Annotated in this window: 14 protein-coding genes and 1 tRNA gene; 6 read left to right on the plus strand and 9 right to left on the minus strand. The window is 67.2% G+C overall.

Annotated elements, in window-relative coordinates; translation table 11 throughout:
* Positions 1-74: 74 nt before the first annotated feature.
* A complete protein-coding gene (pobA, locus tag DZC73_RS10210; protein ID WP_124540110.1) occupies positions 75-1253 on the plus strand; it encodes a 4-hydroxybenzoate 3-monooxygenase in 1179 nt (392 codons plus the stop codon).
* Between the two features lie 26 nt (positions 1254-1279).
* Here the strand turns inward: pobA and DZC73_RS10215 are convergent, their stop codons facing one another.
* Positions 1280-2095 (minus strand): substrate-binding periplasmic protein, encoded by an 816-nt coding sequence (locus DZC73_RS10215; RefSeq protein WP_161974532.1) that lies wholly within the window; start codon positions 2093-2095, stop codon positions 1280-1282.
* Here DZC73_RS10215 and DZC73_RS10220 point away from each other — a divergent pair.
* The gene (locus tag DZC73_RS10220; RefSeq protein ID WP_161974533.1) at positions 2089-2463 is read left to right on the plus strand and encodes a hypothetical protein; all 375 of its coding nucleotides are present in this window, start codon (positions 2089-2091) and stop codon (positions 2461-2463) included. The two genes, DZC73_RS10215 and DZC73_RS10220, sit on opposite strands and share 7 nt — an antisense overlap.
* A gap of 59 nt (positions 2464-2522) precedes the next feature.
* On the plus strand, positions 2523-3665 hold the full coding sequence (locus tag DZC73_RS30585; RefSeq protein WP_124540113.1) for a chitosanase: 1143 nt from the start codon (positions 2523-2525) through the stop codon (positions 3663-3665).
* A gap of 54 nt (positions 3666-3719) precedes the next feature.
* Here the strand turns inward: DZC73_RS30585 and DZC73_RS10230 are convergent, their stop codons facing one another.
* Positions 3720-4277, minus strand: coding sequence for a hypothetical protein (locus DZC73_RS10230; protein ID WP_124540114.1), 558 nt, complete (start codon positions 4275-4277; stop codon positions 3720-3722).
* 277 nt (positions 4278-4554) lie between these two features.
* Between DZC73_RS10230 and DZC73_RS10235 the strand changes: the two genes are divergently transcribed.
* Together DZC73_RS10235 and DZC73_RS10240 are read left to right on the plus strand one after the other, a co-directional pair.
* Positions 4555-5367 carry a formate/nitrite transporter family protein gene (locus tag DZC73_RS10235; protein WP_124540115.1) on the plus strand — a complete coding sequence of 271 codons (813 nt, stop codon included), beginning with the start codon at positions 4555-4557 and terminating at the stop codon, positions 5365-5367.
* Positions 5367-7091 (plus strand): bifunctional protein-serine/threonine kinase/phosphatase, encoded by a 1725-nt coding sequence (locus DZC73_RS10240; protein ID WP_124540116.1) that lies wholly within the window; start codon positions 5367-5369, stop codon positions 7089-7091. Before DZC73_RS10235 ends, DZC73_RS10240 begins: the two co-directional genes overlap by 1 nt.
* Positions 7092-7121: 30 nt before the next feature.
* Here DZC73_RS10240 and DZC73_RS10245 read toward each other — a convergent pair whose 3' ends face one another.
* From DZC73_RS10245 to hemC, 7 genes are all read right to left on the minus strand, one after another.
* Positions 7122-7670, minus strand: a complete 549-nt coding sequence (locus DZC73_RS10245) for a hypothetical protein (protein ID WP_124540117.1) — start codon at positions 7668-7670, stop codon at positions 7122-7124.
* A gap of 20 nt (positions 7671-7690) precedes the next feature.
* On the minus strand, positions 7691-8044 hold the full coding sequence (locus DZC73_RS10250) for a hypothetical protein (protein WP_124540118.1): 354 nt from the start codon (positions 8042-8044) through the stop codon (positions 7691-7693).
* Positions 8045-8213: 169 nt separating this feature from the next.
* Positions 8214-8290, minus strand: a tRNA-Arg gene (locus tag DZC73_RS10255).
* Positions 8291-8322: 32 nt separating this feature from the next.
* Positions 8323-9570 (minus strand): heme biosynthesis HemY N-terminal domain-containing protein, encoded by a 1248-nt coding sequence (locus DZC73_RS10260; RefSeq protein WP_124540119.1) that lies wholly within the window; start codon positions 9568-9570, stop codon positions 8323-8325.
* A gap of 6 nt (positions 9571-9576) precedes the next feature.
* Positions 9577-10686 carry a uroporphyrinogen-III C-methyltransferase gene (locus DZC73_RS10265; protein WP_198414819.1) on the minus strand — a complete coding sequence of 370 codons (1110 nt, stop codon included), beginning with the start codon at positions 10684-10686 and terminating at the stop codon, positions 9577-9579.
* Complete coding sequence (locus tag DZC73_RS10270) at positions 10683-11432, minus strand: uroporphyrinogen-III synthase (RefSeq protein ID WP_124540120.1); 750 nt, start codon at positions 11430-11432, stop codon at positions 10683-10685. The genes DZC73_RS10265 and DZC73_RS10270 overlap by 4 nt, the downstream gene beginning before the upstream one ends.
* Before the next feature lie 19 nt (positions 11433-11451).
* Complete coding sequence (hemC, locus tag DZC73_RS10275; RefSeq protein WP_124540121.1) at positions 11452-12378, minus strand: hydroxymethylbilane synthase; 927 nt, start codon at positions 12376-12378, stop codon at positions 11452-11454.
* A gap of 88 nt (positions 12379-12466) precedes the next feature.
* Between hemC and ppc the strand changes: the two genes are divergently transcribed.
* Complete coding sequence (gene ppc / locus DZC73_RS10280) at positions 12467-15247, plus strand: phosphoenolpyruvate carboxylase (RefSeq protein ID WP_124540122.1); 2781 nt, start codon at positions 12467-12469, stop codon at positions 15245-15247.
* Positions 15248-15366: the final 119 nt, after the last annotated feature.

The following is a 15366-nucleotide window of genomic DNA, read 5'->3' on the forward strand; positions in this document are numbered from 1 at the left end:
AGGCCGCACCGGTCCATTGTCCGGTGCACGATGCCGGCCTACGCTTCGCTGCATCCATCTCGCTCTTTTTGCACATGCGCACACAGGTCGCAATCATCGGTGCCGGTCCGTCGGGGTTGCTCCTCGGGCAGATCCTCGCGCGCTCGGGCATCGACAACGTCATCGTCGAGCGGCAGTCGGGCGACTACGTGCTGGGCCGCATCCGCGCGGGCGTGCTGGAGCAGACCACGGTCGACCTGCTGGCGGCCGCCGGCGTGGACCAGCGCCTGCGGCACGAAGGCCTGGTGCATGACGGCTTCGAGCTGTGCTTCGACGGGCAGCGCCACCGCATCGACATGAAGGCGCTCACCGGTGGCAAGACCGTGACGGTGTACGGGCAGACCGAGGTCACCCGCGACCTGATGGATGCGCGCCGCGAGGGCGGCCACACCACGTTCTACGAGGCAAAGGACGTGCAGCTGCACGACATCGCCGGGAACAAGCCGCACGTGACGTTCACCCATCAAGGAGAACACCACACGCTGGACTGCGATTTCATCGCCGGCTGCGACGGCTTCCATGGCGTGAGCCGCGCGAGCATTCCGGCCGACGTGCTCAAGACCTTCGAGCGCGTCTACCCTTTCGGCTGGTTGGGCGTGCTGGTCGACCGGCCACCGGTGTCCGAGGAGCTGATCTATTCGAACCACGCGCGCGGCTTCGCGCTGTGCTCGATGCGCTCGCATTCGCGTTCGCGCTACTACATCCAGTGCCCGTCGGACGACAAGGCCGAGCAGTGGAGCGACGATGCCTTCTGGGATGAGCTGCGCAAGCGCCTGGACTCCGCGACCGCGCAGGCGCTGCAGACCGGTCCGTCCATCGAGAAGAGCATCGCCCCGCTGCGCAGCTTCGTGACCGAGCCGATGCGCCACGGCCGGCTCTTCCTCGCGGGCGATGCCGCGCACATCGTGCCGCCCACCGGGGCCAAGGGCCTGAACCTGGCCGCCTCCGACGTGCACTACCTGTCCAGCGCACTGATCGAGCACTACGCGGAACACTCGCCGGCCGGGCTGGACCACTACTCCGCGCGCTGCCTGCGCCGCGTGTGGAAGGCATCGCGCTTCTCATGGTGGTTCACTTCGCTGACCCACCGTTTCCCCGACACCGGCGAGATGGGGCAGCAGCTGCAGCATGCCGAACTCGACTACCTGGTGAACTCCCCGGCTGCCTCGGCGGCGATGGCGGAGAACTACGTGGGCCTGCCGCTGGAAGGCTGAGGCTGGAGCGATGTCAGCAGGCCCGGTCACTGCCGCACGGGGTGGTCCGTCACGTAGGCCTTGCGGTAGAACGCGAGTTCGTGGGCCAGTTCATCGGCGTAGTCTCGCCGCAGGAAGTACGCCCCGATCTCGTCCACGCGAGCGGCCAGCGGCGAGTTCTTCGCGATGAAGAGGTAGAGGTCTCCCACCAGCGCCGGCCGTATCGCCGGCACGACGCGCTCGTTCAGGCCCAGTGAATCGAGCGCAATCCGGCCGGCTTCCAGTCCGAAGGGCGCGATGTCCACGCGGCCCAGGCTCAGCATCTTCATCACGCTGTCCAGGTTGGCTACGCGCTCGACGGTGGTGTGGCGGGACAGGAAATCGTCGAACTCCGGCCCCATGCTCACGCCGATGATCAGACCCGTCCTCAGGCCGCGCAGGTCGTCCCACTGGTGGAACCACGATGGGTCTCGGGCACCCTGGCGGTAAAAGACCGCGATGAGGTTCTGCCCCATCCGGGGCTCGACGATCACGGTGCGCGCCAGGCGCTCCGAATTGCTGAAGGCACAGATGTTGACGTCGGCCTGCCCGGTCTCGACCAGCACCTGGCATCGCTTCCAGGGCCCCAGGTAGCGCAGGTCGACGCGGTAGCCCAGACGCTCGATCGCCCGCGTGGCAATGGACGCGCAAGCGCCGACGATCTGGCCATCGTGCTCCCAGTTCCAGGGCGGGTAGTCGTGGTGGCCGCAGGCCTTGACCACCGGGCGGGTGTCGGCCTGCGAGGCCGCGGGCCATGGAGCCAGGGCCATGAGCGTGCCGGCCAGCACGCTGCAGGTTCGTTTCAGCAGGCCGTCGAATGCCATCTGCGCCTCCGTGCCAAGCCGCCTGGCATTGTGTGCCTGAACCCGTGCATGCCGCCACTGCGGCCTTGGCATCGACTTCAGGTTTGGGCGCGTGGAAAACTTTTGATATTCATTTAGCCCAATTAGCCTTAAACATACTGGTACTTGGATGGTATTTACTTATATCCATCGATGACCGCGACACTATGATTCGCCGCACCCCGGCACGCCACAAGCGCCCCGGCCCCACATGGAAACTGGTGCCCGACGTGGCAATTTCCACCCACCAAAACCGCAGTTCGGACAAGGTGTTTTCAAATATGGATACGCCTTTTTGTTTTCTGTCACCGGCTTCTGAAAATCAAAGAAAAGACGGATCTGCTATTTGATTCAGACTTTTCCGGGGCCGCCTTCATCGCCCGATTGAATATTCAAGGAGATCCTTTTCATGCGCGATATTCGCCTTGCTCCGAAACTGCGCGTCCTCAGCGCGCTGTCACTGGCCCTGCTGGCGTCCGCCGGCTACGCCGCCTATCCGGCCTGGAAGGCCGACACCTTCTACAAGGCCGGCACGCTGGTCTCGTACAACGGCCATGACTACCGGGCCCTGGTCGACCAGACCGACTACACCGGCACGGGCTGGAATCCGACGACCCAGAGCCTGTGGACCGACCTGGGCAGCAGCAGCGCCCCGCCTCCGCCGGCACCTGCTCCCGCCCCCACCCCGGCGCCATCACCTGCCCCGGCGCCCGCGCCGAGCCCGGCTCCTGCTCCTGCTCCTGCTCCTGCTCCTGCTCCTGCTCCTGCTCCTGCTCCTGCTCCTGCTCCTGCACCTTCTCCGGCCCCGGCCCCTGCGCCAGCGCCCGCACCGGCCCCCTCGTCGCAAGACCTGACCGATCCACGCAAGAAAGAAATCGCGATGGAGCTGGTGTCCAGCGCAGAGAACTCGTCACTCGACTGGCGCGCGCAGTACGCCTACATCGAGGACATCAAGGACGGCCGCGGCTACACGGCGGGCATCATCGGCTTCTGCTCGGGCACGGGCGACATGCTCGACCTCGTCGACGCCTACACCCGCCGCAAGCCGGGCAACGTGCTGGCCGGCTACCTGCCCGCGCTGCGCAAGGTGAACGGCACCGCCTCGCACAGCGGGCTGGACCCGAACTTCACCAGCGCCTGGAAGACGGCCGCCAAGGACACGGCCTTCCAGCAGACGCAGGACAGCGAGCGTGACCGCGTCTACTTCAACCCCGCGGTGAGCCAGGCCAAGGCCGACGGCCTGCGCGCATTGGGCCAGTTCATCTACTACGACGCCATCGTCATGCACGGCCCAGGCACCGACCCGGTGAGCTTCGGCGGCATCCGCAAGACGGCCATGAGCAAGGCCAAGACGCCGGCGCAAGGCGGTGACGAGACCAAGTACCTCAACGCCTTCCTCGATGCCCGCAAGGCCGCGATGCTGACCGAGGCCGCCCACGATGACACCAGCCGCGTGGACACCGAGCAGCGCAAGTTCCTCAACGAAGGCAACCTGGACCTGAACACGCCGCTGAGCTGGAAGACCTACGGCGACCCATACTCGATCAAGTAAGCCCTGGCCGAGTTGACGGCGCTGCGCGGGAGCGCGGCGCCGCCTTGCTGCTCCTCAAGGCTTCGCGCCGCACGAGCTCAAGAGCGACTGGATCTGCGAGCCGATGGCCTGCCGCGCATCGGCGTCCTCCATCACCCGGCGCACGAGCAGCTTGTCGCCCGCGCTGGTCCGGCTGAAGGTCTCGAGCTCCTTGTATTCGGCCGCGGAGAAATCCGGCAGCGCTTCAGGCGCCTTCTCATCGACCGCGTCGTACACCTGCAGCAAGGTGTGCCTGGCGTACTTCTTCCCGACCGCCGTGCCGAAGAACTCATCGGCCGCCTGTACTTCCTTCGGCTCCAGGCGTTCGACCAGCAAGGAAGCCAGCACGATGGTGAAGCTCGACTCGCGCAAGGACTGCACGCACTGGGCCACCTGCGGCGGGACCTTGCCCAGTTGCTGCCCCCGGCGCACGGACAACTGCATGCCCAGCAGCGCCGGCTTGGCCAGCATGGTCACGGTGTTCGACGGGCCCGATGCCTGGGCGTGAGCGCCAAGGCTTGCAGCCGCGAGCCACACGGTGCTGAAAGCGCTGAAGGCGGCCTTGAACGCGAAGGATGAAGGTGTCGTGCGCATCGACGGCAGAGTCCTGTGCAGAGGACGCCATTGTGCAGGCCCACCACGCCCGGCTTGACGCGACGCGGCATTGACAGCGGTGGCACCAATGGCGGGCGGTGAGCGGCGGCCACGCACAGCCGCAGTGCCAGGCCGTGCATGGCTTGCCCGCTGGCCATCCGGGTTTCTTCGCATCAAACGAGCGCATCAGCCCCAAGATGGCGTGCACCAACCGGGCTCATTTCTTGCGAATCCGCACCGTTCTTCAACCCCTGTGCACCTTTTCAAGGACTGAGCAATGGCCTATCTCGTGCCCTCCGAGTTCGTCACCAAGATGGTCGACGCGGGCGAATCCAAGATCTTCATGTCGACGCGAGACACGCTGATTCGCGCCTACATGGCAGGTGCCATCCTGGCCCTGGCCGCGTGGTTCGCCGTGACCATCAATGTGACGACCGGCCAGCCGCTCCTGGGCGCCGTGCTCTTCCCGGTGGGCTTTTGCATCCTCTATCTCTTCGGCTTCGACCTGCTCACCGGCGTGTTCGTGCTGTGCCCACTCGCGTTGCTGGACAAGCGCCCCGGCGTGACCGCCGGCGGCGTGCTGCGCAACTGGGGCCTGGTGTTCGCGGGCAACTTTGCCGGCGCCTTCACCGTGGCGGTGATGATGGCCACGGTGACGACCTTCGGCTTCTCCACCGAGCCCAATGCGGTGGGCCATGCCATCGGCGTGATCGGCGAGAACCGGACGCTGGGCTATGCCAAGTGGGGCGCTGCCGGCATGCTCACGCTGTTCATCCGCGGCGTGCTGTGCAACTGGATGGTGTCCACCGGCGTGGTCGGCGCCATGGTCTCCACCTCGGTTTCCGGCAAGGTGATCGCCATGTGGATGCCCATCATGCTGTTCTTCTACATGACCTTCGAACACTCGATCGTCAACATGTTCCTGTTCCCGTCGGGCCTGCTGCTGGGCGGAAAGTTCTCGATCATGGACTACCTCATCTGGAACGAGATCCCGACCGTGCTGGGCAACATGGTGGGCGGCCTGGCCTTCACCGGCCTCACGCTGTACTCGACGCACGTGCGCACCGCACCCAAGCGCAACGCCGGCTGATGCTGAAGGTCCGCGTCGGCCAGCATTCCGACAAGGGGCGCAAGAAGGTCAACCAGGACTTCTACGGCGCCTCGTCGCCCGCTGAGCCGCTGCTCAGCGCCAAGGGCGTGGCGGTGGCATTGGCCGACGGCATCAGCAGCAGCGACGTGAGCCAGGTCGCGAGCGAGTTCGCGGTCATGGGCTTCCTGGACGACTACTACTGCACGTCGCAGGCGTGGTCGGTCAGGCGCTCGGTGGAGCGCATGCTGGCCGCGACCAACTCCTGGCTGCACTCGCGCACGCAGCAAAGCCCGTATCGCGAGAACATGGACCGCGGCTATGTGTGCACCTTGAGCGCGCTGGTTCTCAAGGCCCACACCGCGCATGTCTTCCACGTCGGCGATGCACGCGTCTACCGGCTGCAGGACGGGGCGATGGAGCAACTGACCACCGACCATCGCGTGCAGGTCTCCGAGCACCAGAGCTACCTGAGCCGCGCGGTCGGCTTCAATGCGCGGCTGGACATCGACTACCTCTCGCTGCCGCTCGCGGCGGGCGACATCTTCGTGCTGGCCACCGACGGCGTGCATGCGCACGTGGACACGGCGACGATGGCCGAGGCCGTGCGCAGGCATGCGAGCGACCTGGACCAGGCCGCCCGCGAGATCGTGCAGGCCGCGCATGAGCACGGCAGCCCCGACAACCTCACGGTGCAGGTCGTGGTGGTCGATGAGCTGCCGCAGCACGGCGCGCGTGAACTCACGCAGCAGCTCTCGCAACTGCCGCTGGCGCCGATCTTCGAGGCGCGTGCGGTCGTCGATGGGTACCGCATCGTGCGCGAGCTGCATGCGAGCCACCGCAGCCACACCTACCTGGCGGTGGACACGGCCACCGACACCACCGTCGTTCTGAAGACGCCCTCGGTGGACCTGCATTCGGAGCCTTCGCTGCTCGAACGCTTCCTGCTGGAGGAATGGATCGCGCGGCGCATCCAGAGCCCGCACGTGCTCAAGCCATGTCCGCCCGAACGCGAGCGCAGCTGCCTCTACATCGTCACCGAGTTCATCGATGGCCAGACGCTGGCGCAGTGGATGATCGACCACCCCCGGCCGGACGTGGAGACGGTGCGCGGCATCGTCGAGCAGATCGCGCGCGGGCTGCAGGCCTTCCACCGCCTGGAGATGCTGCACCAGGACCTGCGGCCCGAGAACGTCATGATCGACAAGACCGGCACGGTGAAGATCATCGACTTCGGCGCGGCGCGAGTGGCCGGCATCACGGAGATGAGCACGCCACTGGAGCGCGGCGACATCGTGGGCACGGCGCAGTACACGGCGCCGGAGTATTTTCTCGGCGATGCGGGCACGGCGCGATCAGACCAGTTCTCGCTGGGCGTGATCGCCTACCAGATGCTCTCGGGCCGACTGCCCTACGGCGCCGGCGTGGCCAAGGCACGCACGGCCACGGCGCAGCGCAACCTGCGCTACGACAGCGTGTTGGCCGCGGACCGGCAGATTCCGAAGTGGATCGATGACGTGCTGAAGAAGGCTGTTCACCCCGACCCCTTCAAGCGCCATGAAGCCTTGTCGGAGTTCGTGCACGACCTGCGGCACCCGACGCAGGCATTCCTCAGTCGCACGAGGCCGCCGCTGGTAGAGCGGCATCCGGTGCGGTTCTGGAAAGGGGTGTCGTTCGTGCTGGGGGTGATCGTGCTGGTGATGCTGGCGACGCGGCATCACGGGTAGGGGCCGCAGCCGCAAGCCCAAGGCCCACGCCTATCTCTTACGCGTTCCGCCAAATTGAACCAGCTCGGCCGGCGAGAGGACGAAGAGCTTCACGTCCGAACCAGGCCGGTGCGCGAGCAGTTGCCTCACAGGACAAGCCTCATGCCCCGCCGAGCATTCAAAGTCAGCGGCGATGAGGCCTTGCTTCAGGGCTCGCCGCACCGATGGCTCGGACGTGCAGATGTGATGGACGATGCCGTGCTGGACCAGGGCAAGCTCGGGATGATTGATGAGGTACTCGTAGAGATCCTGGTTCCATTCGCTACCATCGTCGTTCGAATCGTTTTCCCGCGGAAGAAAGCGGGCTCCGACTAGTACCGGCAGCTCAAACCAGGATTGTGCTTCTCGCGCATAGCGGCAGGTGTCCGCCTGGATCATCCACGAAAGGACAAGCTCATGGCGTTCGGCGGGCGGCAGCGTCTCCCACCATGACCGCACGGATTGAGCCGCCGCCTCAGGCAAGACATTCAATACATCCCCAGGAAGCTGGAGCACCTCGTCCGCAGACTGCTCAATAGGAATGGAACCGCCCTCGTCCACGCGAAGCCTCCAGGAGCGTCCTACGAAAAGAAAGTGATCGCAACAAGGCCAAAGACACCAAAGATCACCACGCAAGAAACGAGAAAGATCAAGGTGCCGAGCACGCCACGCTGCCAGCCCTGGAGTTGGTCCCACTTGGTGCTCAATTCCGAAAAGGGCACCCCGCTGACCAGTTGAACCAGCCCCGACAGGGCAATGCCACCAGGGACAGCCCAGCCAATGCCAAGGATCGATTGGTTGTGAATCTTCAGCAGATAGGCAAACGCCCCGAATCCCGCCGACATGGCGGCCCCCATGCACAGCGTCTTCAGGCCCTGCGCCCTGACTGATGATGTGTTCATCCCCTCGACCTTGATCTGCCAGCCCTTGGTCATTCTGGAGCATCGGCCTTGCCGATCCGCAGCGCCGGCCCGCCGAAGTCTTTCGGTTCGCGCAAAAGTGGAGAAATTTGACGGTGGCCCTGGCCTGTTCTCAGGCAGCCGTCGAGGCCCAGATGGACTAAAGCCCCAGCAAGCTTTCACTTGCTGGGGCTTTTCATCTCTTTGGCGCGGCTGGCAGGATTCGAACCCACGACCCCTTGGTTCGTAGCCAAGTACTCTATCCAACTGAGCTACAGCCGCGTAGCCTGCTAGTGTAGCACGACTTTTTTCATCTAGCCAAGCCTTGCTGCAGATTCATAGCAACGCACAGCACGTTCGTTGTCGCCTTCCTCTTCGGCCAGGCGAGCGAGAGACAGGCGTGCATGGCGGCGCTCCTCCAGCGGAAGCCGCGGATCTTCAGCGGCCGATTCCAGCAGCGCACGCGCCTTGCCCCAGAGGCCTCGCTCGGCCAGTGCGCTGCCCACCGCGTGCGCAATGGCCGGCTCGCGCGGGAAGGCCTGCGCGGCGGACTCAAGACGTTGCAGCCAGTCGGGGCCGATGCCCGGCAGCGAAGCGATGAGACCCTGCGCCACGCAGGCCCGGTCATCGGCCGTCAGCTCGCCCAGGCGGTCCCAGAAGGTTCGCAGCCAGGCACGTCCTTCCTCGGGCGCCCCAAGCTCCGAGGCCCGTGTGGCCGCCGATGAAGCCACCACCGGATCACGCCGATCGGCCGAGTCGAACTGCAACCAGATGCGGCGCAACTGGTCGATGTCATGCGCAGTCGCCAGCGACTCCGACGCCAGCGAGCGCAGCAGCCCCTGCGCCGCCACCTTCGAGAAGCCCTGGTGCTTGGCGAGCATCCGTGCCGTCTTCAGCGCTTCCTGCGGCCGCTTCGCCAGCCGCGTGGCCTGCAGCTTCAGGCGCAGGGCATGCGTGCGGCGCGACACGCCGGGCGGCAGTTCGGCCAGCAATTCCAGGGCACGCGAGGCATCGCGGTCGTCCAGCGCCCATTCGGCGGCGAGCAGCCGTGCACCCTCTTCCGCCGGACGCGCAGCGCTGCTGTGGCGCGCCAGTTCCAGCGCACGCTTGAGCTGCTCGTCGCGCTTGGCACGGTCTTGCAGGCGGTGCGCGCTGCCGGCGGCCAGCAGGTGGCCCAGCACGGTGAATTCGTTGTCCTGCACGAGGTCGGGCGTGTCGGCCTGGATGGCCAGCGCCTTCTGCGAGGCGGACTGTGCACGGCTGTAGCGCCCGCCGAAATACTGCGCCAGCGCATCGCGCAGCGCGGCCTGGGCAATGCGGTCGCGCCGCGCCACGCGCCACTCGTGGGCGCGCTTGGGCAGGCCGGTCAGCGAGTTGATCGCCTGGATGACCGACACCAGCACGAAGCAGGTCGCCACCAGCGCGAGCAGGAAGAGATTGAGCGACGTGTCCAGCCGGTAGGTGCCCCAGTAGACGGTGACGATCCCGTCGTTGGTGCCCAGGGTACCGGCGGCCACCACGGCCACGGCGAAGAGCAGCAGGAACCAGATGACGGCGCGCATCGGGTCCTATCGGCCTGCGGAGGCGGCCGCCACGGCGGCCAGGGTGTCGTCAGGGCGCGGCACCGCCACCTGGCGGGCCTGGGTGCTCACCTGGCGGATGAGGTCGCTCGTCAGCACCAGGCGTCGCGAGGAACGGTCGAAGTATTTCTCCAGCACGCCATGCGCCGCCATGAGGTCGGACTGCGCCGTGTCGTATTGCCGCGAGAGCAGCGCCAGCCGCGCATTGAGCAGGCGCAGCTTGAGGTTCTCGCGCACGAAGAAGGCCTGCTCGGGCGCCAGCAGCATGGCCTCCGGGTGGTCGATGCGGGTCACGCGCACCAGCGACTTGACCTCGCCCCAGACGCGGTCGGACGCGTTGGACCAGGTGTCGCTCCAGCTCTTGATCCAGCTGGGAGAGGCTTCCGGCGACACCGCCGCGCTGCGCTGCATGGGCTTGGGCGCGGGCGGTGCCGAAGCGGCCTTGCGCGGCTCGGCCACCGACAGCAGCGGCAGTTCGTCGACCATGCGCACGGCTTCATCGAGCTTGATGCTCAACGACGGCAGGTCGGCCACGCCCACGGCCTTGACCTTGTCGAGGTCGCGCGCAATGGCTCGGCGCACGCCTTCCAGGCGCGGCTGGTTGTAGCGCGCCAGCCGCTCGTCGGCTTGCTTGAGCGCGGCCACCAGGGGCTCGGCGCTACCGGTGATGGCGGTCTGCTGCATGGCCACGCGCAGGCCGGCGTCGATGTCCACCAGCACGTTCTCGTCACGCGAACGCGACAGCGACTGGATGAGCTCCTCGAGCTGCCCGCGCTGGATGGCGACTTCCGACAGGCGGGCTTCCAGCAGCGCGATCTTCGCAGCGTTCTCGCGCGTGCCTTCCTGGGCCTGCTTGGCCAGCATGCGCGCCTCGCTGGACACGCCCTGGCTGTCCTGCTGGCGGCGCACGAGTTCCTGCTGCAGCGTGGAGACTTTCTGCTGGGCGGTGAATGCCAGGGTCAGCGACACCGCGGCCAGGACGGCCAGCAAGGCGCCGCAGGCCCAGAGCCATTTCGAATCGACACCCGGGGCACGGGCAACCGGTTCGGCCGCAGGCTTCACGATGGCAGGGAGGACTTCGGTGGGTGCTTCGCTCACGATGCGAGCGATTGTATGCAGGCCACCACGCCATCCAGCGTGGGGGGGCACTCATGGACGACGCCAAAACCACAGTCGCGCGCACGCTGGGCGATGCGCGGATGCGTGGCGATGGCGCACGAGCGTGCCCAGTCGAGCGCAGGCCGTGCCTCGCGCAGGTTGGCCACGGCCTCGGAACTGCTGAAGAACCAGAGGTGGCTGCTCGGGCTTTCGATGGCCTGCGCCAGCAGCGCATCGTCCGGCACCGTGGGCACTCGGCGATAGGCGGCCACGAAATCCACCTGCGCCCCGTGGGCCTTCAAGGTATCGGCCAACCATTCGCGGCCCCCATCGCCTCGAACGACGAGCACGGAACGGCCGTCCCATGGGCGATGCGCCAGCTGGGCCCACAGCGCCTCGGAGTCGAATTGCGGCGCATCGTCACGCGGCTCGGCGATGGACGCGGCCGGGACGCCATGCGATTGCAAGGCCTGCGTGCTGCCGGGGCCCACGGAGCCGGCCAGCGCCTGCTCCGGCCACGGCGCGCCGGCAGGCCGGCAGGCGAAGAACTCCTCCACCGCATTGGGGCTGACGAACACCACCAGGTGGCGCGAAGGCAGCCCGCGCCACGCATCGAGCACCGCCTCGCGGTCGGCTGCCGGCTGGATGCCGATCAGCGGCATGGCCACGGCGTCGAGCCCGCGTGCCTGGAGCTTGTCGACCCAGACCGCCGCCTGCGCGGCAGGCCGGGTGACGATGATCCGCATGTGGTCTAGACCAGTTCGCTCAGGCCGCCAGGTAGGCCGAGGCGCCCTGGTCGCGCAGCGATGCGGCGGCCTGTTCGCCCAGTGCGCGGGCCGCGGCCGCATCGGCCACCGGCGCCTTCACGCTCGCACGAAGCAGCGGCGAATCGGTGCGCTCCGGGTGGCCCAGCGCGGCGCGCAGCACCAGCGTGCCGCCGTCCCATTGCGCAAAGGCGGCCAGGGGCATGCTGCAGCTGCCGCCCAGTGCGCGCGACACCGCGCGCTCTGCCTGCACGGACAGCGAGGTCCCGCGGTGCGTCAGCGTGCCCAGCATGGCCAGCAGCGGCGCCGCATCGGCACACACTTCCAGGCCCAGGGCGCCCTGGCCGGCGCAGGGCAGCATCTGGTCCGTCTCGAACAGCGAACGGATGCGCGACGCAAGGCCCAGGCGCTTCAGTCCCGCCGCTGCCAACACGATCGCATCGTGCTGGCCTTCATCGAGCTTGCGCAGCCGCGTGTCGAGGTTGCCGCGCAGCGGCTCCACCCGCAGGTCCGGCCTCACCGAGCGCAGCTGCACCACGCGGCGCAGGCTGGAGGTGCCCACGCGCGCACCCTGCGGCAGGTCGGCCAGCGACGCGAACTGGTTGGAAACGAAGGCATCGCGCGGGTCCTCGCGCTCGAGCACCGCCGCGAGCTCGAAGCCCTCGGGCAGGTCCATGGGCACGTCCTTGAGCGAATGCACCGCGAGGTTGGCGCGGCCTTCTTCCAGCGCGGTCTCCAGCTCCTTCACGAACAGGCCCTTGCCGCCCACCTTCGACAGCGTGCGGTCGAGGATCTGGTCGCCGCGCGTGGTCATGCCCAGCAAGTCCACCTGCGCGCCGAAGCGCTGCATGAGCAAGTCGCGCACATGCTCGGCCTGCCACATCGCGAGGCGGCTTTCGCGGGTGGCGATGATGATTCGATCGGTCATGCGGGCATGCTAGCAGGGGCGGTTTCGGACCCAGTAACCGCTTCGACTAAAATCGCGTAACCAAATTACAACCCACCCAGAGACCCCCATGGCACGAGTGACCGCCGCCCAGGACGCCGCAGAAAAGAACCGCCCCTTGGTGGAGGACATTCGATTGCTGGGACGCATCCTCGGCGACGTGATCCGCGAGCAGGAAGGCAAGGAGGCCTTCGAGCTGATCGAGCGGGTGCGACAGCTCTCGGTGGCCTACCGGCTCAAGAGCGACGCACAGGCCGGCAAGGCGCTGGACAAGCTGCTCAAGAACCTGAGCGGCGACCAGACGGTGAGCGTGATCCGCGCCTTCAGCTACTTCTCGCACCTGGCCAACATCGCCGAAGACCGGCACCACGTGCGCCGGCGCGACCACCACGAACGCCAGGGCCACCTGCAGGAAGGCTCGCTCGCGATGTCGCTGGAACGCCTGTCGGAGGCCGGCATCCGCGCCGCCGACGTGGCCCGTGCCCTGGAACACGCCTACATCTCGCCCGTGCTCACCGCCCACCCGACCGAGGTGCAGCGCAAGAGCATTCTCGATGCGGAGCGCGCCATCGCCGAGCTGGTGGACCAGCGCGACACCCTGCCCACCGATCGCGACCGCTCCGAGAACGAAGCGCTCATCCGCGCCCGCGTTACGCAGCTGTGGCAAACGCGCATGCTGCGCACCGCCAAGCTCACCGTGAGCGACGAGATCGAGAACGCGCTGTCGTATTACCACGCGACCTTCCTGCGGCAGATCCCGCGCATGTACCGCGAGGTCGAGCACGCCCTGCCCGGCCACGACATCGCCACCTTCTTCCGCATGGGCAACTGGATCGGCGGCGACCGCGACGGCAACCCCTTCGTCACCGCCGACACGCTGCAGATGGCGCTGCGCCGCCAGAGCGAGACCGTGCTGCGCTACTACCTCACCGAGGTGCACGAACTGGGCGCGGAGCTGTCCATCTCTGCCACGCTGGCACCGGTGTCGGCCGAGATGCGTGCGCTGGCCGAAGCCTCGCCCGACCACAACCCGCACCGCGAGGACGAGCCCTACCGCCGCGCGCTGATCGGCGTGTATGCGCGCCTGGCCGCCACGCTGCACGCGCTGACCGGCACCGAGGCCCTGCGCCACGCCGTCGCCCCGCAGAACCCGTACACCTCGTCCGAGCAACTGCTCAACGACCTGCGCGTGATCGAGGCCTCGCTGATCTCGCACCACGCCAAGGCCCTCACCTCGCCGCGCCTGCAACCGCTGATGCGCGCCGTGCAGGTGTTCGGCTTCCACCTTGCCACGGTGGACCTGCGCCAGAGTTCGGACAAGCACGAAGCGGTGATCGCCGAGCTGCTGAAGGTCGCGAAGATCGAGGCCGACTACAGCGCGCTGCCCGAGCCGGCCCGCCGCGAGCTGCTGATGCGCCTGCTCAACGACGCCCGCCCGCTGCGCGTGCGCGCCGCCGAGTACAGCGACCACGCGAAGAGCGAAATCGCCATCTTCGAATGCGCGCTGACCATGCTGCAGCGCTTCGGCCGCGATGCGCTGCGCCACTACATCATCTCGCACACCGAGGACGTGAGCGACCTGCTGGAAGTGATGCTGCTGCTCAAGGAGACCGGCCTCGTGCGCGGCACTCTGGACGACCACGCGACCACCGACCTCATCGTCGTGCCGCTGTTCGAGACCATCGGCGACCTGCGCAACGCCGCGCCCATCATGCGGGCCTTCTACGAGCTGCCCGGCATCGTCGACATGATGAAGCGCAGCGGCGCCGAGCAGGACATCATGCTGGGCTACAGCGACAGCAACAAGGACGGCGGCACCTTCACGAGCAACTGGGAGCTGTACCGCGCCGAGATCGCGCTGGTGGAGCTGTTCGGCCAGCTGGGCAGCAAGCATGGCATCACGCTGCGCCTGTTCCACGGCCGCGGCGGCACGGTGGGTCGCGGCGGCGGCCCGAGCTACCAGGCCATCCTCGCGCAGCCTCCGGGCACGGTGAACGGGCAGATCCGCCTGACCGAGCAGGGCGAAGTCATCGCCTCCAAGTACGCCAACCCCGAGATCGGCCGGCGCAACCTGGAGACGCTGGTGGCCGCCACGCTGGAAGCCACGCTGCTGCACCCGACCAAGAGCGCGCCCAAGGCCTTCCTCGACACGGCCGCGGCCATCAGCGACGCGAGCTATGCGGCCTACCGCAAGCTGGTGTACGAGACCCCGGGCTTCACCGACTACTTCTTCAGCGCCACGCCCATCCGCGAGATCGCCGAACTCAACATCGGCTCGCGGCCGGCCTCGCGCAAGGCCACGCGCGCCATCGAGGACCTGCGTGCCATTCCCTGGGGCTTCAGCTGGGGCCAGTGCCGCGTGGCGCTGCCGGGCTGGTGCGGCTTCGGCTCGGCCATCGAGAAATTCCTGTCCGACAGCAAGACCCGCAAGGAGCGGCTGGCCCTGCTGCAGCGCATGCACAAGCAGTGGCCCTTCTTCCGCACGCTGATGTCCAACCTGGACATGGTCATCGCCAAGAGCGACCTGGGCATCGCCCAGCGCTACGTGGAGCTGGTCGAAGACAAGAAGCTGGGCAAGCGCATCTTCGGGCTGATCCAAGCCGAATGGGAGCGCACCAACAACGCTCTGACGCTCATCACGGGCGAGAAGCGGCGCCTGGCGTCCAACCCGTCGCTGGCGCGGTCCATCGAGCACCGCTTCCCCTACCTCGACCCGCTGAACCACCTGCAGGTCGAGCTGATGCGCCGCTACCGCCAGCGCCGCGAGGGCGATCCGGCGACCGAACGCGTCAAGCGCGGCATCCACATCTCCATCAACGGCGTGGCAGCCGGCCTGCGCAACACCGGCTGACGGCGATGCCGGGCGCTGCCAGGGCGTGACCGTTTTCGCGAACGGGCCGACCTGAGGGCGCCTGGTCCCCTTCAGGCCGGACCCGCTAGGCCGATAGTACGGAAGACTCCTTTCCCGTG

The organism is Rhizobacter terrae (assembly GCF_003852895.1).
Lineage (GTDB): Bacteria > Pseudomonadota > Gammaproteobacteria > Burkholderiales > Burkholderiaceae_C > Albitalea > Albitalea terrae.

Excerpts from the sequence above, each read along its gene's own strand:
- DZC73_RS10220 (WP_161974533.1), top strand. The coding sequence starts at position 2,089 with ATGCCATCTGCGCCTCCGTGCCAAGCCGCCTGGCATTGTGTGCCTGAA.
- DZC73_RS10235 (WP_124540115.1), top strand. The coding sequence starts at position 4,555 with ATGGCCTATCTCGTGCCCTCCGAGTTCGTCACCAAGATGGTCGACGCG.
- DZC73_RS30585 (WP_124540113.1), top strand. The coding sequence starts at position 2,523 with ATGCGCGATATTCGCCTTGCTCCGAAACTGCGCGTCCTCAGCGCGCTG.
- ppc (WP_124540122.1), top strand. The coding sequence starts at position 12,467 with ATGGCACGAGTGACCGCCGCCCAGGACGCCGCAGAAAAGAACCGCCCC.
- DZC73_RS10240 (WP_124540116.1), top strand. The coding sequence starts at position 5,367 with ATGCTGAAGGTCCGCGTCGGCCAGCATTCCGACAAGGGGCGCAAGAAG.
- DZC73_RS10260 (WP_124540119.1), bottom strand. The coding sequence starts at position 9,570 with ATGCGCGCCGTCATCTGGTTCCTGCTGCTCTTCGCCGTGGCCGTGGTG.
- DZC73_RS10230 (WP_124540114.1), bottom strand. The coding sequence starts at position 4,277 with ATGCGCACGACACCTTCATCCTTCGCGTTCAAGGCCGCCTTCAGCGCT.
- DZC73_RS10215 (WP_161974532.1), bottom strand. The coding sequence starts at position 2,095 with ATGGCATTCGACGGCCTGCTGAAACGAACCTGCAGCGTGCTGGCCGGC.
- pobA (WP_124540110.1), top strand. The coding sequence starts at position 75 with ATGCGCACACAGGTCGCAATCATCGGTGCCGGTCCGTCGGGGTTGCTC.
- DZC73_RS10270 (WP_124540120.1), bottom strand. The coding sequence starts at position 11,432 with ATGCGGATCATCGTCACCCGGCCTGCCGCGCAGGCGGCGGTCTGGGTC.
- hemC (WP_124540121.1), bottom strand. The coding sequence starts at position 12,378 with ATGACCGATCGAATCATCATCGCCACCCGCGAAAGCCGCCTCGCGATG.
- DZC73_RS10250 (WP_124540118.1), bottom strand. The coding sequence starts at position 8,044 with ATGACCAAGGGCTGGCAGATCAAGGTCGAGGGGATGAACACATCATCA.